Here is a 26,135-nt window from a genome sequence, read left to right as displayed (position 1 = left end):
GGGCTCCGACGGCTGATCAGGCAGGCTGAGCGGCGCCGTCCTGCGCGTACCGCTCGTCGAGCACGAAGGCGGGATCGACCTGGGCAGCCAGGTCGGCACCCGTCTTCTCATTGCCCCAGCTCTCCGCGTTCTTCAGATGGAAGTGCACCATCTGTCGCGTGTAGCGCTCCCAGTCCCGCTGCTCGTACGAATCCTCCGCTGCGTTCTGCAGCGCCTGCAGAGCCATCCGGTTGTCCGCCTCCAACAGCTCGAAGCGGGCGGGCCGGCCCTTCTCCATCGCCCGTACCCAGTCGGAGTGCCCGACGGCGACCAGCAGGTCGTCGCCCACCTCGGCGCGCAGGAACTCCAGGTCGTCCTCGGCCTGAACCTTGTTGCCGATGACCTTCAGTGCGACCCCGAAGTCCCGTGCGTAGTCCTTGTACTGGCGGTAGACCGAGACCCCCTTCCGGGTCGGCTCGGCGACCAGGAACGTCATGTCGAAGCGGGTGAACATCCCGGAAGCGAAGGAGTCCGAACCCGCTGTCATGTCGACGACGACATAGTCGTCGGGGCCGTCGACGAGATGATTGAGGCAGAGCTCGACCGCGCCGACCTTGGAGTGGTAGCAGGCCACGCCCAGGTCGGACTCGGTGAACGGCCCGGTGGCCATCAGACGGATCTCCCCGTCGTCGAGCCGGACTGTGCGGGCGCACGCGTCATAGATCGGGTTGTCCTCACGCACCCGCAGCAGCCGCGAGCCCTCGCCCGGTGGGGTCGTCTTGATCATCGTTTCGACGGAGGCGATACGGGGATTGCTGCCGCGCAGATACTCCTTGATCAGGGGCAGCTGGGCCCCCATGGCGGGGAGTGCCGCAGCCTCCTGGTCATCGAGGCCGAGTGCGGCCCCGAGGTGCTGGTTGATGTCGGCGTCCACCGCGACGACATGGGCTTCATTGGCGGCAAGGTGGCGGATGAAGAGCGAGGACAGCGTGGTCTTGCCGCTGCCGCCCTTCCCTACGAAAGCGATCTTCATGTTCACCTAGGGTAGCGGGGCGATCGCGTTCTGCTGTTGCACTTCGTGAAGAAGGCCACTCCCGGGTGGTATCGGTGCAGGGGGCGCGTAGCCTCGCTACTTATGAGTACGACTGCCTCTGATCCGCTCGCCGCCCTGGGCGCCCTGCCCGGAGTCGCCGACGCGGTGGACTCCGTACGCAAGGCCGTCGACCGGGTCTACGGTCACCGTGTCATGCGGCGCCGCAGCAACGAGGTCACCGCCGAAGCGGCACTGCGAGGCGCCCGTGGCTCGGCGGCCCTGTCCGGGGCCGATTGGAACCTGGAGGAGGTGCGCCGTCGCACCGACTTCAGCGGTGGTGGTGAGGCGCATGTGATCGGAGCGGCCCTGAGGCTGACTGCCGAAGCGGGCCAACTGCTCTCCATTTGGCGGCAGTCGCCCTTGCGAGTCCTGGCGCGACTGCATCTGGTCGCGGCCGGCGGCGCGGAACCCGAGGACGCTGTCGGCCGGCCTCGGCTGGCAGGCGAATCCGTGGACGAACCGCTGATCGAAGCACCGCTGCCGGACGCCGACGAGATGGCCGGGCGGCTGGAAGGGCTCTCCGGGTTGATCCTTTCGGGCACTTCGGCGCCCGCGTTGGTGACCGCGGCGGTCGTGCACGGTGAACTGCTGGCCCTGCGGCCCTTCGGTTCGTACAACGGCCTCGTTGCCCGGACCGCCGAGCGGATCGTGCTGATCGGGAGCGGGCTCGACCCCAAATCGATCTGTCCGGCCGAGGTGGGCCATGCCGAGCAGGGGCGGGCGGCCTACGTCGCGGCGTTCGAGGGCTATCTGGCGGGGACGCCGGAGGGGATGGCGGCCTGGATCGCGCACTGCGGGCGTGCCGTCGAGCTGGGCGTCAGAGAATCGACGGCGGTGTGCGAGGCGCTCCAGCGCGGTGCCGCGTAACGAGGTGACGGGGGCGGCTGCGCGGTGTCGGGCGCGAAGGCTGAAGATCCTCACTGCGTAACGTCAGGACCGTGACTCCGGCGCGGCGGTGCCACGGGAGCGGAGGGGACTCCGGGGTAACTTCGCCGGAACAACTGCGTGGCCCGATAAAAGGGTTGCGGCGGTACCGTTCTCGGTACCGCCGCTGGCATGTCTACCCAGTTACCATGCGTCCTCGGTATGTGCCCATCAGGGCGGGGACTTTGCCCGCTCCCTGGTGCGGCTGGCCCGTAATCGACGGGTCGACGTCGCGTGGGTGCTCGGTTTTCATGCTCGGTCCGTGGGGCCTTCTCTGCGTTTCAGGTAATCCTCTCGGATGTCCTTGGTCTCGCGGGCCGTTGAGTCCTTTGTACTCCAGAGCCGGGGTGAGCGGTAGTGCTGACCACACTTCTTTACTTTTAGGTTCAATTACGGGCGAGTTGGACAATTCGTTTCAGTCGGTGAATTGGGGCGATCGGTCGCCTTGCCCGGTCCCGCTGATCGGTCCAGGAGATGGGCCTCGGGGTATCGGGATCGTTGCCCCCGGCTTCGCGCGTCAGGCGGAGGATGTGGTGGCGCGGCGGCGGGAGGTGTACCAGACGAGCCCCGCGGTGACGGCAGCCGCGCCAACCGCTGCCGCCGCGACCAACGCGGGGCGCGGCGGCAGCGAGAACGCGGGCAGTCGCTGCTTGAGCCGGACCGGTCGGTCGAAGACGAGAATCGGCCACTCGCGGAGAGTCGCCTCGCGCCGCAGGGCGCGGTCCGGATTCACGGCGTGCGGGTGTCCGACGGACTCCAGCATCGGTACATCGGTCGCCGAATCGCTGTAGGCGTAGCAGCGCGAGAGGTCGTACCCCTCCGACACCGCGAGTTCCTTGATCGCCTCGGCCTTCGTCGGTCCGTACGCGTAGTACTCCACTTCGCCGGTGAAGCAGCCGTCGTCGCCGACGACCATTCGGGTGGCGACGACCCGGTCGGCGCCGAGCAGCTCGCCGATCGGTTCGACGACCTCGGCGCCCGAGGTCGAGACGATCACCACATCGCGTCCGGCGGTGTGGTGCTCCTCGATGAGCGTTGCCGCTTCGTCGTAGATGATCGGGTCGATCAGATCGTGCAGGGTCTCGGCGACGATTTCCTTCACGTGCCGGACGTTCCAACCCTTGCAGAGCGCGGAGAGATATTCCCGCATCCGCTCCATCTGGTCGTGATCTGCACCCCCGGCAAGGAACACGAACTGCGCGTACGCAGTGCGCAGTACAGCGCGGCGGTTGATCAGCCCGCCTTGGTAGAAGGACTTGCTGAAGGTCAGCGTCGAAGACTTCGCAATGACCGTCTTGTCCAGGTCAAAGAAGGCTGCTGTGCGCGGCAAGAAGCGGTTTTCCACAAGGCAGAGCATAGAGGCCCACCATTCGGCGTAAACTCCGGCGCGTGGGTTTGCCTGAGAAGGCTCTCGGGTACACCATGGAAGTCACGGATCGTTCGCGACCGTGCTAACCCGGTCCGGCTCCTCCCCCCCCGAGTCGGCCGTGGGGACGACCCCCGCTCTCCCCCCCGGCGGGGGTCGTCGCATGTCCGGACGCGTTTCTGCTGTGCGGAATCAAGCACTCTGTCTCCATTTCGGCCGCGACGGCCCGTTTCTCGCACCGTCTCTCATCAGCTTGACCCGTCACGGTGCGTAGCGGAAGTGCTGCTCTCCGGAAGTCGCCGGTATGAGTGACCAAGTTATTCACAACGGTGGAGTTGTCCACAGTTTTTCAGCAAGATCCACACGATTTTCCGAAGCGCTGCACGGTGATTCCAGCCGCGAAGTCCGCGGGATGTGGAATCGCCGATCTCGGAACGCTCCGAGATCATCGCGAACCGCGATGAACGTGCAGTGAGAAGGGGGCGGAGATCGTGGCTGAATCCAGCGCACGGGATCGTCTGCCGACCGCCGAAGTGCGGCGGGGTGGACCGCTGATCGTGACCGAGGATGTGGAACTTCTCGACGATCTGCTGCGGCTGTGCGCAGCCGCTGGAGCGGAACCGGAAGTTCATCACGCGCTGCCCGAACGTAGAGGCGGCTGGGAGCAGGCTCCGATGGTTCTCGTGGGGGACGATGCCGCCCAGCGATGCCGCGGGGCGGTGCGCAGGCGCGGTGTGATGCTCGTCGGCCGGGAACAGGACGCCCCGGACGTCTGGCGCCGCGCCGTGGAGATCGGGGCTGAATATGTGCTGAGGCTGCCCGATTCGGAAGGCTGGCTCGTCGACCAGATCGCCAATGCGGCGGAAGGCGTGGGACGGCCGGCGCTCACCGTCGGGGTGATCGGCGGACGGGGTGGCTCCGGTGCGTCCACTCTCGCCTGTGCCCTTGCGGTGACCGCGGCAAGGGCCGGGCGGCGGACCATGCTGATCGACGGCGACCCGCTCGGTGGGGGCATCGACGTGCTGCTCGGCGGTGAACGGGCAGAGGGGATGAGATGGCCGGATTTCGCCCATTCCAAAGGGCGGGTCGGCGGAGGCGCGCTGGAGGAGTCACTGCCCGCACTGCACGGGTTGCGGGTGCTCAGCTGGGGCCGTGACGAATGGGTGGTGATCCCGCCGCAGGCCATGCAGGCTGTGCTGGCCGCCGCGCGCAGGCTCGGCGGGGTGGTGGTCGTCGATCTGCCGCGCCGGGTCGACGAGTCGGTCGCGGAAGCACTCGCGCAACTGGACCTCGGGCTGTTGGTGGTCCCCGGGGAACTCCGGGCGGTCGCGGCGGCGAAACGGGTGGCGTCGACGGCCGGGATGGTCCTGGACGACCTGCGGGTGGTGACCCGAAGCCCGTACGCGGCGGGCCTCGACGAGCGGTGGGTGGCGCAGGCGCTCGGGCTGCCGCTGGCCGGTGAACTCCCGTTCGACGCCGGGTTGTCGGCGGCCCAGGACGGCGGGGCACCGCCCGGCGGATGCGCGCGCGGTCCACTGGCCAGATTCTGCACGGCTTTCTGGGAGCGGGCGCTCGCCTCGGAGGGCGTGGGGGGACGAGCGGCCGGGGGTGTGTCATGACCGAGACGCTGCTCGATGCCGTACGGCAGCGGCTGGCGCAGAGCGGCGCTGCACCGACCCCGGCCGGGGTCGCGGCCGCGCTGCGTGCCCAGGGGCGGCTGCTCGGCGATGCCGAAGTGCTCGGCGCGGCCGATGAGTTGCGCGGCGAGCTGGTCGGGACCGGGGTGCTGGAACCGCTGCTCGCCGATCCCGCGGTGACGGACGTGCTGGTCTGTGCGCCGGACCGGGTGTGGGTGGACCGGGGCGGCGGGCTCGAACTCACCGGGGTGACGTTCCCGGATGCCGGCGCCGTGCGCAGGCTGGCGCAGCGACTGGCAGCCGTGGCGGGACGGCGGCTGGACGACGCCCGGCCGTGGGTGGATGCGCGGCTGCCGGACGGCACCCGTATGCATGCCGTGCTGCCGCCGGTGTCCGTCGGTTCGACGTGTCTGTCGCTGCGGGTGGTCCGGCCCAGGGCCTTCTCACTGGCGGAGCTGGTCGCGGCGGGGACCGTGCCACCGGGCGGTGACCGGGTGCTGCGGGCCCTGGTGGAAGCCCGGGTCTCGTATCTGATCAGTGGGGGGACGGGGGCCGGAAAGACGACCCTTCTGTCGAGTCTGCTGGGTGCGGTCGGGGAGCGTGAGCGAATCGTGCTCGCCGAGGATTCGGCAGAGCTGCGGCCGGACCATCCGCATGTGGTGCGCCTGGAGTCACGCCCCGCCAACCAGGAGGGGGCGGGGCGGGTGACCCTTCGGGATCTGGTGCGGCAGGCGCTGCGGATGCGGCCCGACCGGCTCGTGGTCGGGGAGGTGCGGGGCGCCGAGGTCACCGAACTGCTGGCCGCGCTGAACACGGGACACGAGGGCGGTTGCGGGACGGTCCACGCCAATGCCGCCGAGCATGTTCCGGCCCGTCTCGAGGCGCTTGGCACGGCGGCGGGGCTGGACCGGACGGCACTTCACAGCCAGTTGGCGGCGGCGCTGTCGGTGGTGGTCCATCTCGTGAGGGACCGGGCCGGGCAGCGGCGGATCGCCGCGGTGCAGGTCCTGGAGCGGGACGCGGCAGGGCTGGTGGTGACCGTGCCGGCGCTGCGCTGGGGCGCCGGCGGATTCGTGCGGGAGCGGGGTTGGGAGCGGCTGCAATCACTGATCGGGGGTGCGCTGTGAGCGGTGGTGCGACGGCGGGGCTGTCGACGGGCGCGAGGTGTGCGGCGGTCCTGTGCGTCGCGGCGGCGGCCTGGTTGGTGGTGGCGCACGACCAGGGGCGGCGGAGAGTCCGGGGACTGTTCGCCGACGGAGTGGTGGAGTCGCCGTTGCGTGCGCGCTGGGAGTGGAGTCGGGTGTGGTTCCAGAGGTGGCTGCGTGAGCGGCGGGAGTGGCTCTGTCTGCCGGTGGCGTTGGTCGTCGCCCTGCTGGGGGAGTCCGTGCTTCCGGTACTGGCCGGAGCGATCGCGGTGCCGCTGGTGCGGCGTTGGCTGCGGAAACGGGCCGTGGCGCGGGAGCGGGAATGCCGGGCCGACGGGGTGGTGGCGCTGTGCGGTGCCGTCGTGGGTGAGCTGCGTGCTGGGCACGAGCCGGGGCAGGCGCTGCTCGTCGCTGTCCGCGGGAGCGGGGTGATGGGGGCGGCGGAGGCCGGTGTGTCCGCTGCGGCGCGGTTCGGTGGCGATGTGCCGGGGGCGCTCGGACACGCGGCGCGGGAACCGGGTCTGGACGGGCTGGCCGGGGTGGCGGCCTGCTGGCGGGTGGCGGTGGACGGCGGGGCAGGGCTCGCGGCGGGACTGGACCGCCTGGAGGGCGCGCTGCGGGACGAGCGACGCAGACGGGAGGAGTTGCGGGCCCAACTGGCGGGTGCCTGGTCGACGGTGGCCGTGCTGGCGCTGCTGCCGGTGCTGGGCCTGGGGCTGGGGGCGGCGCTCGGCGCCGATCCGCTGAGGGTGTTGCTGCACACACCGGCCGGACTGGTCTGCCTGCTGGCGGGCGGGTTGCTGGAGGCGGCCGGGCTCTGCTGGGCCGGACGGATCGTACGGGCGGGGGAGGCGGCGTGAACGGGGTCACCGGCGAAGTCGCCCACCTGGTGGTGGCGATGTGGGCGGTTCTGGGCACGGTCCTGTATCCGGCTCTTGCCTTGGCAGGGCGGCGGAGAAAGCGGTTGGTACGCCGGCGGGGTGCGGTGCTGCTGGCGATCTGCCCGCAAGAGCGTCGGCGCGGACCAGCGATTTCCGGCGCCAGGGCGAAGGAGTGGATCGCGCCGCTGGGGGCTGTGGCGACGGGCGTGGTTCTGATCGGTGGCCTGCCGGGGTGCGTGGCCGGGCTGGCGGGGGCGTACGGCGTTCGTCGGTGGCAGCAGGCCCGGCGCGGTCGCGAACCGGGGGGCGGCGTTGCGGATGCCGCGGAGACGGCTGAGGCCGTACGCCAGCTCCCGCTGGCAGCCGATCTCCTGGCGGCCTGCATCTCGGCCGGAGCCGGGCCCCGGGAGGCGGCGGAGGCGGTGGGGGAGTCGCTGGGCGGACCGGTCGGCCTGCGTCTGGCGCGGACGGCGGCGGAGATCCGGCTCGGTGGTGAACCCGCGGTGGCCTGGGGGCGGTTCGGGGAGATACCGGGCGCCGGTGGGCTGTCCCGCTGCCTCGACCGGGCGGGATCGACCGGAGCCCCGGCGGCGGAGCCGGTGGCCCGGCTGGCCGAGGCGATGCGGGCGGAGCGGGCGAGCGCGTCCGTGGCGCGCGCCCAGCGGGCAGGCGTGCTGATCACCGCGCCGGTCGGGCTCTGCTTTCTGCCCGCATTCCTGGCGGTCGGAGTGGCGCCGGTGGTGATCGGGCTGGCGACCGGCCTGCTCCAGGCCGGCTGAAAGAAAAGCACTGACAAGGATCTACCCAGTATTAATTACGCATTTTGCGGGGGATGAAATGGTGCAGCGAATCAGGGGCTGGGCGCGGAAAATGGTGCGCCGAGTCCGGTCGGACAACGGAATGACGACGTCCGAATATGCGGTGGGGACGATCGCGGCCTGCGCGTTCGCGGCGGTGCTCTACAAGGTGGTGACCAGCCAGCCGGTCATGTCCGCGCTGCAGTCACTGCTGAAGGACGCACTCGATGCGAAGTTCTAGGAGACGTTCAGGGGTGTGCGTCGGACACCGTTCCGAGACTGCGGGCGCGGGCGGGGACCGGGGCGCGGTGACGGCGGAAGCGGCTATGGCGATTCCGGTGCTGGCGGTGTTCGCCCTGGCCTTGGTCTGGGCGCTGATGGCCGCCTCCGCCCAGATCCGGTGTGTCGACGCGGCCAGGGCCGGGGCGAGGGCGGCGGCCCGGTCGGAACCGCAGCCGCAGGCGCTGGAAGCCGCCCGTTCGGCGGCACCCGGCGGGGCCGAAATCACGATGGAGCGGGCAGCGGGGTTGTGGAGGGTACGGGTGGCGGCACCGACGCCCGGGTTCGGCCCGTTGGCCCTGACGCTCCATGCGGAGGCGACGGCACTGGCCGAGGACACGGTGGGGGTGACGGAATGACCAGGAGGGTACGGGGTGCCGTGAGGGCTGTGACCGGGCGGCTCTCCCCGCGTGGGGACCGTGGCCCCGGGCGCGGCCGGAATCGCGGTCGCGGCCTGAGTCGGAACCATGGCCGGGATCGGAGCCGGAACCACGGCCGGGGGCGGAACCGGAACCACGCGCGGGGCCGGGGCAGGGATTCGGGCCGGGGCCCCGCGGACCGGGACAGGGGGCTGGCGACGGTATGGGTGGCGATGACCACGGCTACCTTGTGCGCGGTGTTCGCGGTCGTGCTGGCGCTCGGGCAGATGGTGGTCGTTCGGCACCGGGCCGGCGGCGCGGCGGACCTGGCGGCTCTGGCCGCGGCCGACCGGGCCCTGCAGGGGGCCCAGGAGGCGTGCGGGGCGGCCGGGGAGGTGGCCGCGGCACAGGGAGCCGTGGTGGTCCGGTGCACGGTGCGCGGAGAGGTCGCCGATGTGACGGCCCGAGTGCGTTTCGGGCCGTACGAACCGGCGGTCAGGTCCCGGGCAGGCCCTCCGGCGGCCGCTCCCGGCTCTCCGGAGCCGTCGCCTCCGACGATTCCGGAGAGCTCGGCTCCTCGGGATCAGGCGGAGCGGATCGGAGGAGTTCGCTGAGGAGACGCACGGCGCCGCGTTTGTGCAGTGGATCGTTGCCGTTGCCGCACTTGGGGGACTGGATGCAGGAGGGGCAGCCCGCCTCGCATTCGCAGGACGCGATGGCCTGGCGGGTCGCGGTCAGCCATGTGCGGGCGGTGTGGAAGGCCCGCTCGGCGAATCCGGCACCGCCCGGATGGCCGTCGTACACGAAGACCGTGGGCAGCAGGGTGTCCGGGTGCAGCGGCACGGAGACGCCACCGATGTCCCAGCGGTCGCAGGTGGCGAAGAGCGGGAGCATCCCGATCGACGCGTGCTCGGCGGCGTGCAGGGCGCCGCCCAGGATCTCCGGGTTGATGCGGGCGGCGTCGAGCTGGTCCTGCGTGACCGTCCACCACACGGCGCGCGTACGCAGAGTGCGGGGCGGCAGATCCAGCTTGGCCTCGCCGAGCACCTCGCCGGTGATCAGTTTGCGACGCAGGAAGGAGACGACCTGGTTGGTGACTTCCACGGAGCCGTAGCAGAGACGCCCGTCACCCCATGGGATCTCGGTGTCGGTCTCCAGGACGGCGATGGCGGTGGTGTCGCGCGCGGTTGTCGAGTACGGCGGGTTGGCCTCCTCGACCAAGGCCACCGAGTCCTCCAGATCCAGCTTCCGGACCAGATAGGTGCGGCCCTGGTGGAGGTGGACGGCGCCTTCATGGACGGCGGTGTGGGAGGCGGCCTCGTCGACGGTGCCCAGCAGCCGGCCGGTGCCCTCCTCGACGATCTGGACCGGACGGCCGCCCTCGCCCCGGATATCGGTGAGATCGGCGGCGCGCTCCCGGCGGGTCCAGTGCCAGCCGGACGCCCGTCTGCGCAGCAGCTTCGCGGCCTCCAGCTGGGGCAGCAGTTCGGCCACGGCCGGACCGAAGAGCTCCAGATCGGGTTCGGTGAGTGGCAGCTCAGCAGCGGCGGCGCACAGGTGCGGAGCGAGGACGTACGGGTTGTCCGGGTCGAGGACCGTCGACTCCACGGGCTGCTGGAACAGCGCCTCGGGATGGTGGACGAGGAAGGTGTCCAGCGGGTCGTCGCGGGCGACCAGGATGGCCAGGGCGCCCCGGCCGGAGCGTCCGGCGCGGCCCGCCTGCTGCCACAGCGACGCCCTGGTGCCGGGGTAGCCCGCGATGACGACGGCGTCCAGGCCGGACACGTCGACGCCGAGTTCGAGGGCGGTGGTGGCGGCCAGCCCGAGCAGCCGACCGGAGTGCAGGGCGCGCTCCAGGGCGCGGCGCTCCTCGGGGAGATAACCCCCGCGGTAGGCGGCGACCCGGGCGGGCAGGGAGCGGTCCACCTCGGCGAGGCGTTCCTTGGCGATGACGGAGATCAACTCGGCGCCGCGCCGGGAGCGCACGAAGGCGACCGAGCGGACGCCCTGGACGGTCAGATCGGTGAGGAGGTCGGCGGTCTCGGCGGTGGCGGTGCGGCGGACGGGCGCTCCCTTCTCGCCGTGCAGCTCGGTCAGGGGCGGCTCCCACAGGGCGAAGACCAGTTCTCCGCGGGGCGAGGCGTCGTCGGTGACCTCCTGGACCGGGAGACCGGTGAGGCGGCCCGCCGCGACGGACGGCTCCGCTGCGGTGGCCGAGGCGAGGAGGAAGACCGGGTGCGCCCCGTATCGGGCGCAGAGGCGGCGCAGCCGGCGCACCACCTGGGCGACGTGGGAGCCGAAGACACCCCGGTAGGTGTGGCACTCGTCGATGACGACATAGCGCAGGGCGCGCAGGAAGGAGGACCAGCGGGGGTGGGACGGGAGTATCCCGCGGTGCAGCATGTCGGGGTTGGTCAGGACGTAGTTGGCGTACTGGCGTACCCATTCGCGTTCCTCGACGGGAGTGTCGCCGTCGTAGACCGCGGGTCTGACGGCGTTGCCGAGCGGTGCCGCGAGTTCCTTCACCGCACGCCTCTGATCGGCGGCCAGGGCCTTGGTGGGGGCGAGATACAGGGCGGTCGCGCCACGGCCGTTCGGGGCCTCGGAGCCGTCGAGCAGGGCGGTGAGCACCGGGGCGAGGTAGGCGAGCGACTTGCCGGACGCCGTGCCCGTGGCGATGATCACGGATTCGCCGTCCAGGGCATGCTCGGCGGCGGCCGCCTGGTGCGCCCACGGGTGGTCGATTCCGGCCTTCTGGATCGCGGCGATCACTTCTGGCCGGATGCGATCGGGCCAGATGGCATGGGTGCCCGCACGCGGGGGCAAGTGCTCCGTATGAGTGATGCGCGCGGACCGGCCCGCCACTGCGGCGAGCCGGTCGAGGACCATGGCGGGAGAGGGGCGGGAGTCCCTGTTCTCGGCTGGTCGACTGGGGCGGTGATTCTTGGCCATCGGCACCGAGTGTGTCACTGGCGTGACGGACAATGGTCCCAAGGCGTCGTGCATGGCTGCTCGTAAGTGATTGAATGCCATCGCGGCTGGCGATCCGTCCCCCGGCTCCGCCGGGGAGACCGAGGGGCGACCGCTCGATAGCAAGGTGCTGGAGGATCCGTGGACCTGTCCTTGTCGACTCGCAATGTGTCCGGCCCTGGTGGCGACCGTACGGTCGTCGAGGTCGGTGGCGAGATTGATGTGTATACCGCGCCCAAGCTGCGCGAGCAGTTGGTCGAGTTGGTGAATGACGGCAGCTACCACCTGGTTGTCGACATGGAAGGCGTCGACTTCCTCGACTCCACCGGCCTCGGCGTGCTCGTGGGCGGCCTGAAGCGTGTCCGGGCGCACGAGGGCTCGCTGCGCCTGGTCTGCAACCAGGAGCGCATTCTCAAGATCTTCCGGATCACTGGTCTGACCAAGGTGTTCCCGATTCACACCACGGTCGACGAGGCCGTGGCGGCCACCGACTGACGGCTGGGCCACGGTCCGGCCAGTGGCCGGTGCGCCGGCGGCCGTGACCGGTGGCCGGTACGACGCAGGTGGGCCCGAGCGGCCGGTTGCCGCAGTCAGGCAGTCGGCCGGGCAGTCGGTGTCGGCGGTCGGGAAGCCGGGCGGTCGGCGTTCCGGTTGCCGGGCAGCTGATCGGTGTTCGGTCGGTTGCCGGTGAGCGGCGTCCGGTGGGCCGGTGGGTCAGTGGACAGCAGGTTGTCCGCCGATCGTTCGCCTGCCGGTCGGCCGTCGCCCGTTCGGGCGTCCGGGAATGGCCCGTCCGCCCGGCGGAGTCCGTCTTCCGGTCGGTGGACGGACGTCAGTGGGCCGATTGCCCGGCGGTCGACGACCGGATCGGCCGGTCGGCGGGTTCGTCGGTTCCGGAAGAAGTTCGGAAGAAGTTCGGGAACAGTCCGGATGAAGGTTCGGGAACGGTCCGGATGAAGGCCGAATGAAGGCCGGAGAAAACCGAAGAGGACCGGAATGAAGAGCCGGGGTGCCGGGCAGCGTGCCCGGGGTCCCTGGGATGCACACCCGTACGTCTGAGGGGGATCGCATGGCCACCGTTGAACTCCGCTTCAGCGCCCAACCCGAACACGTCAGGACGGCCCGCCTCGTGGCAGCCGCCGTGGCGCGCCGGGCCGGGGTCGATGAAGCCGTGCTCGACGAGGTCAGACTCGCCGTCGGTGAAGCCTGCAGCCGCGCGGTCGGGCTGCACCGCAGTCATGGCATCGCCGCTCCCGTCTCGGTCGTCCTGATCGAGGAGGAGAAGTCCTTCTCCATCGAGGTCGGCGACGAGGTGCCCGGACCGGGTGCCGAACCCGAACCCGTTCCCGGCGAGTCCGCCGGAGCCTCCGCGACACGCGGCGCCACGCCCGGGGTGGGGCTCGATGGGCCGGGTTCCGAGGCCGACGCCGACGGCGAGGACGAGATGGGTCTCGCGGTCATCAGCGGCCTCGTCGACGATGTGGAAGTCAGATCGGGAGCCAACGGTGGAGTGATCCGCATGAGCTGGCCGAAGACGCCCGTGACCGTGCTGCCCTGAGGCGCCGCGGGCGTCACGAACGGCCCGCCGGTTCCGATTCCTTCGGTCCCCGACGACCCGTCCCCGACCCCACCCCGACTCGTCCGCGACCCGTCCCCGACCAATTTCTTGATCCGTCTTTTGGGCCCTGCTGAGCAGGGCCTTTTTTCATTTCTGTGTGATCATTGATCTACGGAAAATGTGTCTGCCCCATTACTGTATTCGGGTCGATCCATGGCTGCGATCATTTACCGATGCACCCGTGAAGGTCAATTACATTTACCGCGCACTGTTTTGATCGGCTTCCGCTCCTTACAATCCGTCCACGTCTTGAGCGCTGAGCGTCAAGGAGGACGTATGGCGGAGTTCTTCAACACCCCACTGGCAGGACTGACGCAAGATTCCGCACTTTCCGCACCTTCCGGCCGACCCGTATCTCTCGCGGCCGCGGTGCTCACCGATGACAATCGCGTCATCGTGGCCGCCGTCGCGGTCATTGCCGTCGCCGCGCTGGTCGTCGCCCGGTTGCTGGTGCGTCAGGTGCTGGCGGCCGGTGAGGGCACTGACCGCATGAAGGAGATCGCGGCCGCCGTCCAGGAAGGCGCGAACGCCTATCTGGCCCGGCAGTTGCGCACCGTCGGCATCTTTGCCGTCGTGGTGTTCTTCCTGCTTCTGCTGCTTCCGGCCGACAACTGGTCGCAGCGCGCGGGCCGTTCTTTGTTCTTCCTGGTGGGAGCGATTTTCTCGGCGACCACCGGGTACATCGGGATGCGGCTCGCCGTACGCAGCAATGTCCGTGTGGCCGCCGCCGCGCGCGAAGCGACTCCGGCGGAAGGCGAACACGAAAAAGATCTCACCGCCGTTTCGCACAAGGCGATGAAGATCGCTTTTCGCACGGGTGGCGTGGTCGGCATGATCACAGTGGGGCTCGGCCTGCTCGGGGCCTCCTGTGTCGTCCTCGCCTATGCCGCCGACGCTCCGAAGGTGCTGGAGGGCTTCGGCCTCGGGGCCGCGCTGATCGCCATGTTCATGAGGGTCGGCGGCGGTATCTTCACCAAGGCCGCGGACGTCGGTGCCGACCTCGTCGGCAAGGTGGAGCAGGGCATCCCGGAGGACGACCCGCGCAACGCCGCCACCATCGCCGACAACGTGGGCGACAACGTCGGCGACTGCGCGGGCATGGCCGCCGACCTCTTCGAGTCGTACGCCGTGACGCTCGTTGCCGCGCTCATCCTCGGCACGGCCGCCTTCGGCGATGCCGGGCTGGCCTTCCCGCTGATCGTTCCGGCGATCGGCGTGGTCACCGCGATGATCGGGATCTTCGCGGTCGCCCCGAGGCGCGCCGACCGCAGTGGCATGACCGCCATCAACCGCGGATTCTTCATCTCCGCGGTGATCTCGCTCGTCCTGGTGGCCGTGGGCGTCTTCGTCTTCCTGCCGTCCTCGTACGCGGATCTGGACGGTGTCACCGACAGCGCCATCACCTCGCACGGCGGCAACCCGCGGGTCTTCGCCCTGGTCGCCGTCGCCATCGGCATCGTGCTGGCGGCGCTCATCCAGCAGCTGACCGGCTACTTCACCGAGACCGGCCGACGCCCCGTCAGGGACATCGGCAAGTCCTCGCTGACCGGCCCGGCCACCGTCGTACTCGCCGGTATCTCCATCGGTCTGGAGTCCGCCGTCTACACGGCGCTGCTGATCGGTCTGGCCGTCTACGGGGCGTTCCTGCTCGGCGGGACGTCGATCATGCTGGCGCTCTTCGCGGTGGCCCTGGCGGGGACCGGGCTGCTCACCACCGTCGGTGTCATCGTCGCCATGGACACATTCGGCCCGGTCTCCGACAACGCGCAGGGCATCGCGGAGATGTCCGGCGACGTCACCGGTGCCGGTGCTCAGGTCCTCACCGACCTGGACGCCGTCGGCAACACCACCAAGGCCATCACCAAGGGCATCGCCATCGCCACCGCCGTACTGGCGGCATCGGCGCTCTTCGGCTCGTACCGCGACGCGATCGCCACCGCTGTCGGCGACGTGGGGGCCAGGGCCGGGGAGATGACACTCAGCCTGGACATCTCGCAGCCCAACAACCTGGTGGGCCTGATCTTCGGCGCCGCGGTCGTCTTCCTCTTCTCCGGGCTCGCGATCAACGCGGTCTCCCGGTCCGCCGGATCCGTGGTCTACGAGGTGCGGCGACAGTTCAGCGAGCACCCCGGGATCATGGACTACAGCGAGAAGCCGGAGTACGGGCGCGTCGTCGACATCTGCACCAAGGACGCCCTGCGCGAACTCGCCACGCCCGGCCTGCTCGCCGTCCTGGCGCCGATCGCCGTCGGGTTCACGTTCGGCGTCGGGGCGCTCGGTTCGTATCTCGCGGGCGCCATCGGTACCGGCACGCTGATGGCGGTCTTCCTCGCCAACTCCGGTGGTGCGTGGGACAACGCCAAGAAGCTCGTCGAGGACGGCCACTACGGCGGCAAGGGCAGCGAGGCCCATGCCGCGACCGTCATCGGTGACACGGTCGGCGACCCGTTCAAGGACACGGCGGGACCGGCGATCAACCCCCTGCTCAAGGTGATGAACCTGGTCGCGCTGCTCATCGCCCCGGCGGTGGTGCAGTTCAGCTACGGGCAGGACGCGAGCGCCGGTGTGCGGGCGGTGGTCGCGGTGCTCGCCATCGCCGTCATCATCGGCGCCGTCTACGTCTCCAAACGGCGCGGAGTCGCCGTGGGGGACGAGGAGGGGCCGGGTGGCGGAGCCGGTGGAGAGGCCGGTGACGGTGGCAGGCCCGCCGAGTCGCCCGGTGAGGCGGCCGTTTCGTGAAGCGGTGACGGGAAGGGCCGGCAGTAGGCCGGAGAGGCGGAAGGAGGGCGGTGGTACGTAGCCGTCCTCGTCCAACAGCCGGGCGGGCGACGCACTCTGATGTGTCGTCCGCCCGGTGCTCCGTCCGGTGTTCCGTCCGGTGTTCCGTCCGGTGTTCCGTCCGGAGTTCCGCCCGGCCGTCCGCCGGCGATGCGCCGGTCGACGGCGGCGATGCGCCGATGCGCCGATGGGTCGATGTGCCGATAGGACTGCCGGTACAGCCGCCCGTGTGGGTGCTCGTGCAGGTGTTCACCTGTGCGGAGAGTTACGGGGAGCCGTGTGGGTGAGTTGTATCTCCCTCGATTCCCTTGGTGCAAATGGCTGCAAAAGCGAACCCATCGGACGCCCGGCACCCGGATGGACGGCGCCCGACGTGTAAGTTCCGGGGCCGAGAGCCTTGGAAGGGACCGATCCGGTGAACAAGAAGCTTGCGGCCGCGCTGTCCGGCGGTGCGGTACTGGTATTGACGCTGTCGGGCTGCAGCAGCGACGACAACAGCGACAAGGTGAACGACTGGGCCAAGAAGGTCTGTGACCAGGTCCAGCCCCAACTGCAGAAGATCGCGAACGCCAACGCCGCCATCCAGCAGCAGACCGCGGACAACAGCAAGCCCGCCGACGTCCAGAAGACCGACTCGGCCGCCTTCCAGCAGATCTCGCAGGCGTACAAGGCACTGGGCGCGGCTGTCGATTCGGCGGGCCCGCCGCCGGTCGACGGCGGCGAGACCACGCAGAAGGAGGCCGTGAAGGAGCTCAACACCTCCTCCGCGGCGTACGCGAACCTGCAGAAGAAGGTCGACGCCCTCGACACGAAGGACCAGGCGAAGTTCGCCGACGGTCTCAAGGGCATCGCGGACGAGCTGAACAAGATCAGCACCAGCGGTGACAAGGCGCTGAGGAAGCTCCAGTCCGGCGAGGTCGGCACCGCGATGGCGAAGCAGAAGGGCTGTCAGAAGCCGACGGCCTCGGTGGCACCGGACACCACTTCTCCGAAGCCGGGTCCCTCGTCGCCGTCGGACTCGCCCAGCAAGAAGTCGTGACCGAACGGCTGCGGCGGTTGTAGTCGGCGCGGCGGGTGCGGTGGCTGCGGCGATCGCCACCGTTGTGCGTGCGGCCCGGCGGCCCCGGTGGAGGCCGGGCCGCTGCCTTTGTCAGTGGGAGCGGCCACAATGAGTGGGTGAGTACGACCAGTCTCCCCGCGCCCGACCGTTCACCCCGGCTCCGCGAAGCCCTGCTCGCCGCCGCCTTCACCGCCGACGGGCTCCTCGACCTGCTCGGCGCCCCCGCCTACGCCGCGCTCGCTCGCAGCGAGACGGTCCCGGCGCTGCGGGCCACCCGGGGCGACTCCCCGCTCGACACACTGGTGCGGCTCTTCCTGCTCCAGCACCCCGTCCCGTACGAGCGGGCCCGCGCCGCGCTCCCCCTGGCCGAGTGCGTCGAGGACGGCTGGGTGACCCGCACCGCCGACGAGGTGCGGGCCACGGTCGACGTGCGTCCGTACAGCGGGCCCGAGGGGCAGGACTGGTACATCGTCTCGGACCTGGGCTGCGCGGTCGGCGGCGCGGGCGGCATCGGTTCCCGCGAGGAGGGTGTGGTCCTCGGCGTCGGCGGGGCGTCCACCACGCTCGCCGGGATCACCGTCCGCACGCCTGTCGCCTCCGCGCTCGACGTCGGTACGGGCTCCGGCATCCAGGCGCTGCACGCCTCGCAGCACGCCACCCGGGTCACGGCCACCGACCTCAACCCGCGAGCGCTGGACTTCACCCGGTTGACGCTCGCCCTGTCCGGCGCCCCCGCGGCCGATCTGCGCCAGGGCTCCCTGTACGAGCCGGTCGGTACGGAGACGTACGACCTGATCGTCTCCAACCCGCCGTTCGTCATCTCGCCCGGTGCCCGTCTCACCTACCGCGACGGCGGAATGGGCGGCGACGATCTGTGCCGGACCCTGGTGCAACAGGCGGGCGACCGGTTGAACGAAGGCGGATACGCCCATTTCCTCGCCAACTGGCAGCACATCGAGGGCGAGGAGTGGCAGAGCCGGCTGAGTTCCTGGGTGCCGCGCGGCTGCGACGCCTGGATCGTGCAGCGTGAGGTCCAGGACGTCACGCAGTACGTGGAGCTGTGGCTGCGCGACAGCGGCGACCACCGCACGGACCCCGCCGAGTACGCCGCACGGTACGACGCCTGGCTGGACGAGTTCGAGGCCCGCAAGACCAAGGGTGTCGGCTTCGGCTGGATCACCCTGCGGAAGTCCGCCGCGGCTGCCGCCGGCAATCCGTCCGTCGTGATCGAGGAGTGGCCGCACGCGGTGGAGCAGCCCCTCGGAACGGCCGTCCAGGCCCACTTCGACCGTCAGGACTACCTCCGCGAACAGGATGACGCGGCGCTCCTGGCCGGGCATTTCACTCTTGCCGCCGAGGTCGTGCAGGAACAGGTCGGGCTCCCGGGCGCGGAGGACCCCGAGCACGTGGTGCTCCGTCAGAACCGCGGCATGCGGCGGGCGACGAAGGTCGACGCCGTCGGCGCCGGCTTCGCGGGTGTGTGCGACGGGACGCTGCCCGCGGGCCGGATTCTGGACGCGATCGCCCAGTTGATGAACGAGGACCCGGTGCTGCTGCGCGACCGCACCCCGCAGGCGATCCGACTGCTGGTGGAGGAGGGATTCCTGGAGCCGGTGCCGCCGGTGGGCTGATCGCGTCGCCGTGATCCGGGGCGGGGTGGCCGGTGCTGCCGCTGCCGCCCTGCTGCTGGACCGCTGTCCCGCCGCCGCCTCTGACGGCGTCCGCCCGCGGGCTGCGTTCCGGTTCGGGCGCGTCCCGCTGTGCGTTTGTGTACCGCTGTGCGTACGTGCGTACCGGTGTACGTAATGGTCGCGTACCGCTGTACGTAATGAACAGGCTCTGTACGTTCTGTACGTCGCGATCGGGCTCGTCAGCGGCGTCTCGACGCCCACTGCCGCCGGGTCCGCCGTGAGGGCTGCGGATTCCGGTTGGCGCACCGGGGCAGTTCTGCTCCTGGGTATCGGCCCCGCTCTGTTCCCTGGGCATCGGCCCCGCGCTTCCGGATGTGTGAATCCGGCCATTCACCCGGGGTTCGCGTCCACGACGCCCTGGGGTGGCAGCCTCCCCATGACCGATCCGGACTGGACCCGGACCGGACTGGACCGGATCGGACCGGCATGGATCGGACCGGCGCGGAACCCGGCCGGGCGGGTACAAGGGAGGCGTACGGACATGGAGAGCGGACCTGCGGTCTTCGCCGGAACGGCGTTCGCGCTGTTCGGCGCCGCGCTGCTGCTGTGGACGGGGGCGCGCGTGCTGCACCGCGCGCCGGTGGCACACGGTGTGAGCCCCATCGCTTCCGCCGCTCTCGCCACTGTGTTCGGCGTACTTTTTCTCGTCCTCGGTGTGTGGTGCTTCACCCGCATCTGATCCACCCCCCACCGGACCCGGCCGGACCGCGGGGCCCGGCGGTCACGTCGGAGAACACGCCCGGAGCGCCCGGCCGCCCACCCGCCGGAAGGACGGCTCCGCAGCGCCGCCACAGCACCCGGAAACCCGCAGGCAGCGGCCGTGTGCACGGGAGAGCGGGCAGTCCGGGCGGCAGGAATGGCGGAAGTCGGGTTACCGTTCGAGTGGCCGTTGCGGGCTTTTGCCGTTTGACACGGGGGCGGGTTGTACCGTCACACTCCGCAGCGACAGCACCGTCGGCAGCGTCATCGCGCCGCACGGATGCCCACTGAGTGTCGACCGGAGAGAAGAGCGAAGTTGTCCCCGACCAGCGAGACCGCACAGGGCGGCCGCCGACTCGTCATCGTCGAGTCGCCTGCCAAGGCGAAGACGATCAAGGGCTACCTCGGCCCCGGATACGTCGTCGAGGCGAGCGTCGGGCACATCCGCGACCTGCCGAACGGCGCCGCAGAGGTCCCTGACGAGTACACCGGCGAGGTCCGTCGGCTCGGCGTCGACGTCGAGCATGACTTCCAGCCCGTCTATGTCGTCAACGCGGACAAGAAGGCGCAGGTCAGGAAGCTCAAGCAGCTGCTGGCCGAGTCCGACGAACTCTTCCTCGCCACCGATGAGGACCGCGAGGGCGAAGCCATCGCGTGGCACCTGCAGGAAGTCCTGAAGCCCAAGGTCCCGGTCCACCGGATGGTCTTCCACGAGATCACCAAGGACGCGATCCGGGCCGCCGTCGCCAACCCGCGCGAGCTCAACCAGCGCATGGTCGACGCCCAGGAGACCCGCCGTATCCTCGACCGCCTCTACGGCTACGAGGTCTCGCCGGTCCTGTGGAAGAAGGTCATGCCGCGCCTGTCGGCCGGCCGCGTCCAGTCCGTGGCGACCCGTCTCGTCGTCGAGCGGGAGCGCGAGCGCATGGCCTTCCGTTCCGCCGAGTACTGGGACCTGACCGGTACCTTCGCCACCGGCCGCACCGGTGACGCCTCCGACCCCTCGACCCTCGCCGCCCGCCTCAGCGCGGTCGACGGCCGCCGTATCGCCCAGGGCCGTGACTTCGGTCCGGACGGCCGGCTGAAGTCCGGCTCCGGCCAGGTGCTGCACCTGGACGAGACGAACGCCCGCGCCCTGGCCGCCGCGCTCGCCGACGCCACGTTCGCCGTGCGGTCCGTCGAGTCGAAGCCGTACCGACGCTCCCCGTACGCCCCCTTCCGGACGACGACCCTCCAGCAGGAGGCGAGCCGGAAGCTGGGCTTCGGCGCCAAGGCCACCATGCAGGTCGCGCAGAAGCTGTACGAGAACGGCTTCATCACCTACATGCGTACCGACTCCACGACCCTCTCGGACACCGCGGTCTCCGCGGCGCGGGCGCAGGTCACGCAGCTCTACGGCGCCGACTACCTGCCGGACAAGCCGCGCACGTACGCCGGGAAGGTCAAGAACGCGCAGGAGGCGCACGAGGCGATCCGTCCCTCCGGCGACCGCTTCCGCACCCCTGCCGAGACGGGCCTCACCGGCGACCAGTTCCGGCTCTACGAGCTGATCTGGAAGCGGACCGTCGCCTCCCAGATGAAGGACGCGGTCGGCAACTCCGTCACTGTCAAGATCGGTGGCCGGGCGAGCGACGGCCGCGACGCCGAGTTTTCCGCGTCCGGCAAGACGATCACCTTCCACGGCTTCATGAAGGCGTACGTCGAAGGCGCCGACGACCCGAACGCCGAGCTCGACGACCGCGAGCGGCGCCTCCCGCAGGTCACCGAGGGCGACGCGCTGTCCGCCGAGGAGATCTCGGTCGACGGCCACGCCACCAAGCCGCCGGCCCGCTACACCGAGGCCTCGCTGGTCAAGGAGCTCGAAGAGCGCGAGATCGGCCGCCCGTCGACGTACGCCTCGATCATCGGCACGATCCTGGACCGCGGCTACGTCTTCAAGAAGGGCACGGCGCTCGTGCCGTCCTTCCTCTCCTTCGCCGTGGTCAATCTGCTGGAGAAGCACTTCGGCCGGCTCGTCGACTACGACTTCACCGCGAAGATGGAGGACGATCTCGACCGCATCGCGCGGGGCGAGGCCCAGGCCGTGCCGTGGCTGAAGCGCTTCTACTTCGGCGCGGGCGAGGGCGACACGGCGGGAGCGGGCGCGGCCTCCGACGCGGGCAACGGCGACGGCGACCACCTCGGCGGTCTGAAGGAACTCGTCACCGACCTCGGCGCGATCGACGCGCGGGAGATCTCCTCGTTCCCCGTCGGCAACGACATCAAGCTCCGCGTCGGCCGGTACGGCCCGTACATCGAGCGCGGCGAGAAGGATTCCGAGGGCCACCAGCGCGCGGACGTGCCGGAGGACCTGGCGCCCGACGAGCTGTCCGTCGAGTACGCGGAGGAGCTGCTGGCCAAGCCGAGCGGCGACTTCGAGCTCGGTGCGGACCCGGTCACCGGGCACCAGATCATCGCCAAGGACGGCCGGTACGGTCCGTACGTCACCGAGGTACTGCCCGAGGGCACCCCGAAGACCGGCAAGAACGCGGTGAAGCCGCGGACCGCCTCGCTCTTCAAGAGCATGTCCCTGGACACGGTGACGCTGGCCGACGCGCTCAAGCTGATGTCGCTGCCGCGTGTCGTCGGCGAGGACGCCGAGGGCGTCGAGATCACCGCGCAGAACGGCCGCTACGGCCCGTACCTGAAGAAGGGCACGGACTCGCGTTCGCTGACCTCCGAGGACCAGCTCTTCGACATCACCCTCGAAGAAGCCCTCGCGATCTATGCCCAGCCCAAGCAGCGCGGCCGCGCCGCCGCCAAGCCGCCGCTGAAGGAACTGGGCACCGACCCGGTCAGCGGGGCTCCGGTCGTGGTCAAGGACGGGCGCTTCGGCCCGTACGTCACCGACGGCGAGACCAACGCGACGCTGCGGACCGGCGACAGTGTCGAGACCATCACGCCGGAGCGCGGCTACGAGCTGCTCGCGGAGAAGCGCGCCAAGGGGCCCGCCAAGAAGAAGACGGCGAAGAAGGCCCCGGCCAAGAAGGCGCCCGCGAAGAAGACGGCCGCCAAGAAGACGACGGCGACGGCCAAGAAGACCGCGGCGAAGAAGACCGCTGCGAAGAAGACGACCACCGCCACCGCGAAGAAGGCGGCGACCGCCAAGAAGACGACTGCGGCGGCCAGGACGGCCGGGGCGTCCGCGGAGGACTGACCCGACTGACCCGTACGACCGATCGCCGGAGGGGCTGGGTCTTCCAGCCCCTCCGGCGTTCGTGCACCCGGGGGCGGGCGCGCGAGGGGCGGGTGGGGCGCCTGCGGCGGGCCTGTTCCCCCACGCGCTCCTTCCCGGACCGGGGGGCTCGGTTCAGACCTCGCTCCTCCCCGAACCCGAGGCTCCGCCCGGGCCTCGCTTCTCCCCGAACCCGAGGCTCCGCCCGGGCCTCGCTTCTCCCCGAACCCGGGCTCCGCCCGGGCCTCGCTTGTCACACGCCGGAGGGGCTGGGGTGCCCCGAGCGCCTGTATGTTCGGGCGGGGCCTCCAGGGACCCCTCCGCTCCGGATAGGCTGGGCGGATGACGCGAGCCGAGCAGCCAACGGTCGTGAGCCCCACCTCCGACACACTTGCCGCAGACTCACGCGAGCGCGCCGTACGAGCCCTGTTGCGTGTTCCCCCGCTGAAGCGGTTGTGGAGCGCCCAGCTCGTCGGCAGTATCGGCGATGCACTCGCCCTTCTCGTGCTGGTGCTGATGTCGCTGCAAGCGGCGGTCCTCGAGGGCTCATTCGGAGCCGGGTACCGAGGGGCGGCGTTTGCCGTCGCCGCGGTGTTCGGCGCCCGGATCCTTGCCACCCTGCTCTTCGGAGCCGTACTCCTGGGGCCGCTGACGACGCTCACCGCGCCCGGAGGGCCGCTGGACCGGCGGTGGCTGATGATCGGGACGGACGGGCTGCGGCTCGCGCTGCTGGTCGTCGCGCCCCTGTGGATCGACTGGATGCCGGACAAGGCACTCATGATGATCCTCATCACCGTCTTCGTCGTCGGCGCCGCCGAACGCCTGTGGACGGTCGCCAAGGACGGCGCCGCCCCCGCGCTGCTGCCCGCCCCGCCCCCCGAGGGCGCCGCGGTCCGCCCGCTGCCCGACCGCCTCGACGCACTGCGCCGGCTTTCCCTCCGTACCGACTTCGCCGCCATTCCGGCCGCCGCGGCCGTCCTGCTGATCGCCACGCTCGTCGGCAACCTGCTGGGCTCGGGTCTGGAGTGGTTCTCGCTCCACCAGGCGGCCCTCGGCTCGTACGTCGCGGCCGGGCTCTTCTCGGCCTCGATCTCCACCCTGTACTTCCTGGAACTGCCCGGTACGCAGACGCCCCGTCCGCGCTCGCCGCTGGAGGGCCTGCGACGGCCGTCGACCGCCGGTGGACCCGACAAGGGCCGCACCGGAGCCGTACCGCTGATCGTCGGCGCCTCGGCCACCGTCGCCGGAGCCATCGCGGCCGCCGCCGCCGTCGCCGTACTGCACGCCGCCGAGCTGGGCGGCGGGCCCGCCACCTTCGCCCTGCTGATCCTCGGCCTGACCGGCGCCACGGGTGTCGGCATCCGTACCGCGGGGAAGGTGCTGCCCGAGCTGTCGCGGCGCCGACTGCTCGCGCTGGCCATCGCCGTCACCGGCATCGGGCTCCTCGCCATGGGCCTCGTGCCGGACACGGCGACCGTGCTGATGATCGCGGTGCTCGCCGGATACGCGGCCGGTGTCGCCGCCGGAACCGGTCATGTCCTGGTCGACCAGGAGACCGAGGAGTTCCGCCGGGCCAGGACCGCGGAACACCTCCAGGCCGTCGTACGGGTCCTCGTCGCGCTCGGCGCGCTCGCGGGCCCGCTGCTGGCCGCCGCGATCGGCACCCACCGGCTGACCTCCGGCGACTTCGTCTTCGCCCACGGCGGAGCGGCCTTCGCCCTGATGCTGATCGGCGCCCTGCTGCTGCCCGTCGCCGTGATCGTCCTCGCGAAGACGGACGACCGCTCCGGCGTGCCGCTGCGCCGCGACCTGCGCGAGGCGCTGCGCGGCGGCGACCCGGCCGTCGCCCCCGCCGCGACCGGTTTCTTCCTCGCCCTGGAGGGCGGCGACGGTGCCGGCAAGTCCACCCAGGTCGAGGCGCTCGCCGAGTGGATCCGTGCCAAGGGCCACGAGGTCGTCGTCACCCGCGAGCCGGGCGCGACCCCGGTCGGCAAGCGGCTGCGCTCGATCCTGCTCGACGTGTCGTCGGCCGGTCTCTCCCACCGGGCGGAGGCACTGCTGTACGCGGCCGACCGTGCCGAGCACGTCGACTCGGTCGTACGTCCGGCGCTGGAACGCGGCGCGATCGTCATCTCCGACCGTTACATCGACTCGTCCGTCGCCTACCAGGGCGCGGGCCGTGACCTCTCCCCGACCGAGATCGCCCGGATCTCGCGCTGGGCGACGAGCGGACTCGTACCGCATCTGACGGTCCTGCTGGACGTCGACCCGGAGACCGCGCGGGAACGGTTCACCGAAGCGCCCGACCGGCTGGAGTCCGAGCCGCCCGAGTTCCACGCCCGGGTGCGGTCCGGCTTCCTGACGCTGGCCGCGGCCGACCCGACCCGCTACCTGGTGGTGGACGCGGGTCAGGATCCGGAAGCGATCACCACGGTCGTACGCCACCGGCTCGACCAGCTCCTTCCGCTCTCCGAGGCCGAGATCAAGGCCCAGGAGGAGGCGCGCAAGGCCGCCGAGGAGGAGGCCAGGCGCAAGGCCGAGGAAGAGGCGGCCCGCAAGGCCGAGGAGGAGCGGCTGGAGCGCGAGCGGCAGGCACAGCTCGCCAAGCTCCGCGCCGAGGAGGAGGAGCGCAAGCGCCAAGAGCTGGAGGAGGCGCGTCGGCGCGAGGCCGAGCGCCAGGCCGAGGAAGCCCGGCAGCGTGCCGAGGAAGCCCGCCGTCTGGCCGAGGAGGAGCGGGTCAGGCGAGAGGCCGAGGAAGCGGCTCGCGAGGCCGAGCAGGCCCGGCTGCGCAGGCAGGCCGAGGAGGAGGCCCGGCTGCGCAAGGAGGCCGAGGCGCGGCGGCTGGAGAAGCAGCGCAAGGCCGAAGAGGCACTGCTGCGGGCCGAGGAGGCCCGTCGGCGGGCCGAGGCCGAGGCGGCTGCCGCGGCGGAGTCGGCCCGGGCGGAGGCGGCAGCGGCAGCGTCCGTACCGGACAACGAGATCACGGTGCCGACCCCGATCGTCAACCCGAACGACGTGACGCAGCCGGTGCCGTCGCCGGTCACTCGGGCCATGCCCTCGTCCTCGCCCTCGGACGAGGCCGAGACGGCGATGATTCCGAAGATCCACGACCGGTCGGACCGTTCGGATCGGCCCGAGCGCCCTGGCACGGCGGGTGCCGCGGGTGCCGCGGACGAGACGGCGGTTCTTCCTCCGGTACGGGACGAGCGGGACGTACACGACGCAGGGGCCGCACGGGACGCACGGGCCGCCCGGGAGGCCAATCCGGCGGACCGGGTTCCGAGGGGCATCTTCCGCGACGAGCGGCCGACGGGCTCCGCCCGGGAGAGCGAGAACGAGCGCACGCGCGAGCTTCCGCAGATCGGTGACCCGCACGCGGGTGCTCCGCGGCAGGCTCAGGGCCACTGGAACGGTCAGGAGGACGAGGAACGGCAGGATCGCCGGAGCCGGCGTCCTCGTCCCGACTGGGCCGAGGAGACTCCGCTGGACGATCTGCCGACGCTGGCGGACGAGCTGCTGGGCGATCACCGTGACGGCGAGGGCTCGGACTCCTCGGGCCGGGGACGCCGCCCGCGCCGCTGATCCGCGGCGGGCTGCCGGGCGGCTCCGCCCGGCAGCCGGACCGCGGTGGGGCCCTCCCGCCGT

General features: G+C 70.9%; 19 protein-coding genes. 16 read left to right on the top strand and 3 right to left on the bottom strand.

The window, feature by feature from the left end; translation table 11 throughout:
- Nucleotides 1–16 precede the first annotated feature (16 nt).
- A complete protein-coding gene (locus ACIOMQ_RS05915) occupies nucleotides 17–1,012 on the bottom strand; it encodes an ATP-binding protein (RefSeq protein WP_402188050.1) in 996 nt (331 codons plus the stop codon).
- Between the two features lie 102 nt (nucleotides 1,013–1,114).
- Between ACIOMQ_RS05915 and ACIOMQ_RS05910 the strand changes: the two genes are divergently transcribed.
- The gene (locus ACIOMQ_RS05910) at nucleotides 1,115–1,939 is read left to right on the top strand and encodes an oxidoreductase (protein WP_402188048.1); all 825 of its coding nucleotides are present in this window, start codon (nucleotides 1,115–1,117) and stop codon (nucleotides 1,937–1,939) included.
- Between the two features lie 574 nt (nucleotides 1,940–2,513).
- On the opposite strand, the gene ACIOMQ_RS05905 is transcribed toward ACIOMQ_RS05910, so the two are convergent.
- Nucleotides 2,514–3,353, bottom strand: a complete 840-nt coding sequence (locus ACIOMQ_RS05905; protein ID WP_401757265.1) for an HAD family hydrolase — start codon at nucleotides 3,351–3,353, stop codon at nucleotides 2,514–2,516.
- A gap of 566 nt (nucleotides 3,354–3,919) precedes the next feature.
- On the opposite strand from ACIOMQ_RS05905, the gene ssd reads away from it, so the two are divergent.
- The 7 genes from ssd (at nucleotide 3,920) to ACIOMQ_RS05870 (ending at nucleotide 9,074) form a co-directional block, all read left to right on the top strand.
- Nucleotides 3,920–4,981, top strand: a complete 1,062-nt coding sequence (gene ssd, locus ACIOMQ_RS05900; RefSeq protein ID WP_362193755.1) for a septum site-determining protein Ssd — start codon at nucleotides 3,920–3,922, stop codon at nucleotides 4,979–4,981.
- Complete coding sequence (locus ACIOMQ_RS05895; protein WP_401262448.1) at nucleotides 4,978–6,126, top strand: TadA family conjugal transfer-associated ATPase; 1,149 nt, start codon at nucleotides 4,978–4,980, stop codon at nucleotides 6,124–6,126. The genes ssd and ACIOMQ_RS05895 overlap by 4 nt, the downstream gene beginning before the upstream one ends.
- On the top strand, nucleotides 6,123–7,004 hold the full coding sequence (locus ACIOMQ_RS05890) for a type II secretion system F family protein (RefSeq protein WP_401942440.1): 882 nt from the start codon (nucleotides 6,123–6,125) through the stop codon (nucleotides 7,002–7,004). The genes ACIOMQ_RS05895 and ACIOMQ_RS05890 overlap by 4 nt, the downstream gene beginning before the upstream one ends.
- Complete coding sequence (locus tag ACIOMQ_RS05885; protein ID WP_402188046.1) at nucleotides 7,001–7,804, top strand: type II secretion system F family protein; 804 nt, start codon at nucleotides 7,001–7,003, stop codon at nucleotides 7,802–7,804. The genes ACIOMQ_RS05890 and ACIOMQ_RS05885 overlap by 4 nt, the downstream gene beginning before the upstream one ends.
- Before the next feature lie 58 nt (nucleotides 7,805–7,862).
- Nucleotides 7,863–8,063: a DUF4244 domain-containing protein gene (locus ACIOMQ_RS05880; RefSeq protein WP_362193390.1), complete on the top strand. Its 201-nt coding sequence runs from the start codon at nucleotides 7,863–7,865 to the stop codon at nucleotides 8,061–8,063.
- Nucleotides 8,050–8,460, top strand: a complete 411-nt coding sequence (locus tag ACIOMQ_RS05875; protein ID WP_401262457.1) for a TadE family type IV pilus minor pilin — start codon at nucleotides 8,050–8,052, stop codon at nucleotides 8,458–8,460. Before ACIOMQ_RS05880 ends, ACIOMQ_RS05875 begins: the two co-directional genes overlap by 14 nt.
- A gap of 212 nt (nucleotides 8,461–8,672) precedes the next feature.
- On the top strand, nucleotides 8,673–9,074 hold the full coding sequence (locus tag ACIOMQ_RS05870) for an Rv3654c family TadE-like protein (protein WP_362193761.1): 402 nt from the start codon (nucleotides 8,673–8,675) through the stop codon (nucleotides 9,072–9,074).
- Here ACIOMQ_RS05870 and ACIOMQ_RS05865 read toward each other — a convergent pair.
- The gene (locus ACIOMQ_RS05865; RefSeq protein WP_362193396.1) at nucleotides 8,956–11,493 is read right to left on the bottom strand and encodes a DEAD/DEAH box helicase; all 2,538 of its coding nucleotides are present in this window, start codon (nucleotides 11,491–11,493) and stop codon (nucleotides 8,956–8,958) included. The genes ACIOMQ_RS05870 and ACIOMQ_RS05865 overlap by 119 nt on opposite strands.
- 78 nt (nucleotides 11,494–11,571) lie before the next feature.
- Here ACIOMQ_RS05865 and ACIOMQ_RS05860 point away from each other — a divergent pair, with 78 nt between their 5' ends.
- From ACIOMQ_RS05860 to tmk, 8 genes are all read left to right on the top strand, one after another.
- Entirely contained in the window at nucleotides 11,572–11,925 is a 354-nt protein-coding gene (locus ACIOMQ_RS05860) for an STAS domain-containing protein (protein WP_003967428.1), read from the top strand.
- A gap of 574 nt (nucleotides 11,926–12,499) precedes the next feature.
- Nucleotides 12,500–12,988: an ATP-binding protein gene (locus ACIOMQ_RS05855; protein ID WP_401262458.1), complete on the top strand. Its 489-nt coding sequence runs from the start codon at nucleotides 12,500–12,502 to the stop codon at nucleotides 12,986–12,988.
- Nucleotides 12,989–13,324: 336 nt separating this feature from the next.
- Nucleotides 13,325–15,787: a sodium-translocating pyrophosphatase gene (locus tag ACIOMQ_RS05850; protein WP_362193402.1), complete on the top strand. Its 2,463-nt coding sequence runs from the start codon at nucleotides 13,325–13,327 to the stop codon at nucleotides 15,785–15,787.
- A gap of 454 nt (nucleotides 15,788–16,241) precedes the next feature.
- The gene (locus tag ACIOMQ_RS05845; protein ID WP_401262460.1) at nucleotides 16,242–16,865 is read left to right on the top strand and encodes a small secreted protein; all 624 of its coding nucleotides are present in this window, start codon (nucleotides 16,242–16,244) and stop codon (nucleotides 16,863–16,865) included.
- 137 nt (nucleotides 16,866–17,002) lie between these two features.
- On the top strand, nucleotides 17,003–18,517 hold the full coding sequence (locus ACIOMQ_RS05840) for a class I SAM-dependent methyltransferase (protein WP_362193408.1): 1,515 nt from the start codon (nucleotides 17,003–17,005) through the stop codon (nucleotides 18,515–18,517).
- A gap of 541 nt (nucleotides 18,518–19,058) precedes the next feature.
- Nucleotides 19,059–19,256, top strand: coding sequence for a hypothetical protein (locus ACIOMQ_RS05835; RefSeq protein WP_266747018.1), 198 nt, complete (start codon nucleotides 19,059–19,061; stop codon nucleotides 19,254–19,256).
- Nucleotides 19,257–19,592: 336 nt separating this feature from the next.
- On the top strand, nucleotides 19,593–22,472 hold the full coding sequence (topA, locus tag ACIOMQ_RS05830) for a type I DNA topoisomerase (RefSeq protein WP_362193411.1): 2,880 nt from the start codon (nucleotides 19,593–19,595) through the stop codon (nucleotides 22,470–22,472).
- Nucleotides 22,473–22,832: 360 nt separating this feature from the next.
- Complete coding sequence (gene tmk / locus ACIOMQ_RS05825; RefSeq protein WP_402188044.1) at nucleotides 22,833–26,072, top strand: dTMP kinase; 3,240 nt, start codon at nucleotides 22,833–22,835, stop codon at nucleotides 26,070–26,072.
- The last annotated feature ends 63 nt before the right edge of the window (nucleotides 26,073–26,135 follow it).

It is taken from the genome of Streptomyces sp. NPDC087845, assembly GCF_044742755.1.
Classification (GTDB): Bacteria; Actinomycetota; Actinomycetes; order Streptomycetales; family Streptomycetaceae; genus Streptomyces.
Note: the sequence above shows the minus strand (reverse complement) of the source record. Positions and strands in the feature narration are given on the sequence as shown.

Bases quoted from the DNA above. Each gene is read 5' to 3' on its own strand.
- ACIOMQ_RS05915 (WP_402188050.1), bottom strand. From the start codon at position 1,012: ATGAAGATCGCTTTCGTAGGGAAGGGCGGCAGCGGCAAGACCACGCTG.
- ACIOMQ_RS05835 (WP_266747018.1), top strand. From the start codon at position 19,059: ATGGAGAGCGGACCTGCGGTCTTCGCCGGAACGGCGTTCGCGCTGTTC.
- ACIOMQ_RS05855 (WP_401262458.1), top strand. From the start codon at position 12,500: ATGGCCACCGTTGAACTCCGCTTCAGCGCCCAACCCGAACACGTCAGG.
- tmk (WP_402188044.1), top strand. From the start codon at position 22,833: ATGACGCGAGCCGAGCAGCCAACGGTCGTGAGCCCCACCTCCGACACA.
- ACIOMQ_RS05895 (WP_401262448.1), top strand. From the start codon at position 4,978: ATGACCGAGACGCTGCTCGATGCCGTACGGCAGCGGCTGGCGCAGAGC.
- ACIOMQ_RS05910 (WP_402188048.1), top strand. From the start codon at position 1,115: ATGAGTACGACTGCCTCTGATCCGCTCGCCGCCCTGGGCGCCCTGCCC.
- ACIOMQ_RS05880 (WP_362193390.1), top strand. From the start codon at position 7,863: ATGGTGCAGCGAATCAGGGGCTGGGCGCGGAAAATGGTGCGCCGAGTC.
- ACIOMQ_RS05875 (WP_401262457.1), top strand. From the start codon at position 8,050: ATGCGAAGTTCTAGGAGACGTTCAGGGGTGTGCGTCGGACACCGTTCC.
- ACIOMQ_RS05850 (WP_362193402.1), top strand. From the start codon at position 13,325: ATGGCGGAGTTCTTCAACACCCCACTGGCAGGACTGACGCAAGATTCC.
- ACIOMQ_RS05905 (WP_401757265.1), bottom strand. From the start codon at position 3,353: ATGCTCTGCCTTGTGGAAAACCGCTTCTTGCCGCGCACAGCAGCCTTC.
- ACIOMQ_RS05865 (WP_362193396.1), bottom strand. From the start codon at position 11,493: ATGGCATTCAATCACTTACGAGCAGCCATGCACGACGCCTTGGGACCA.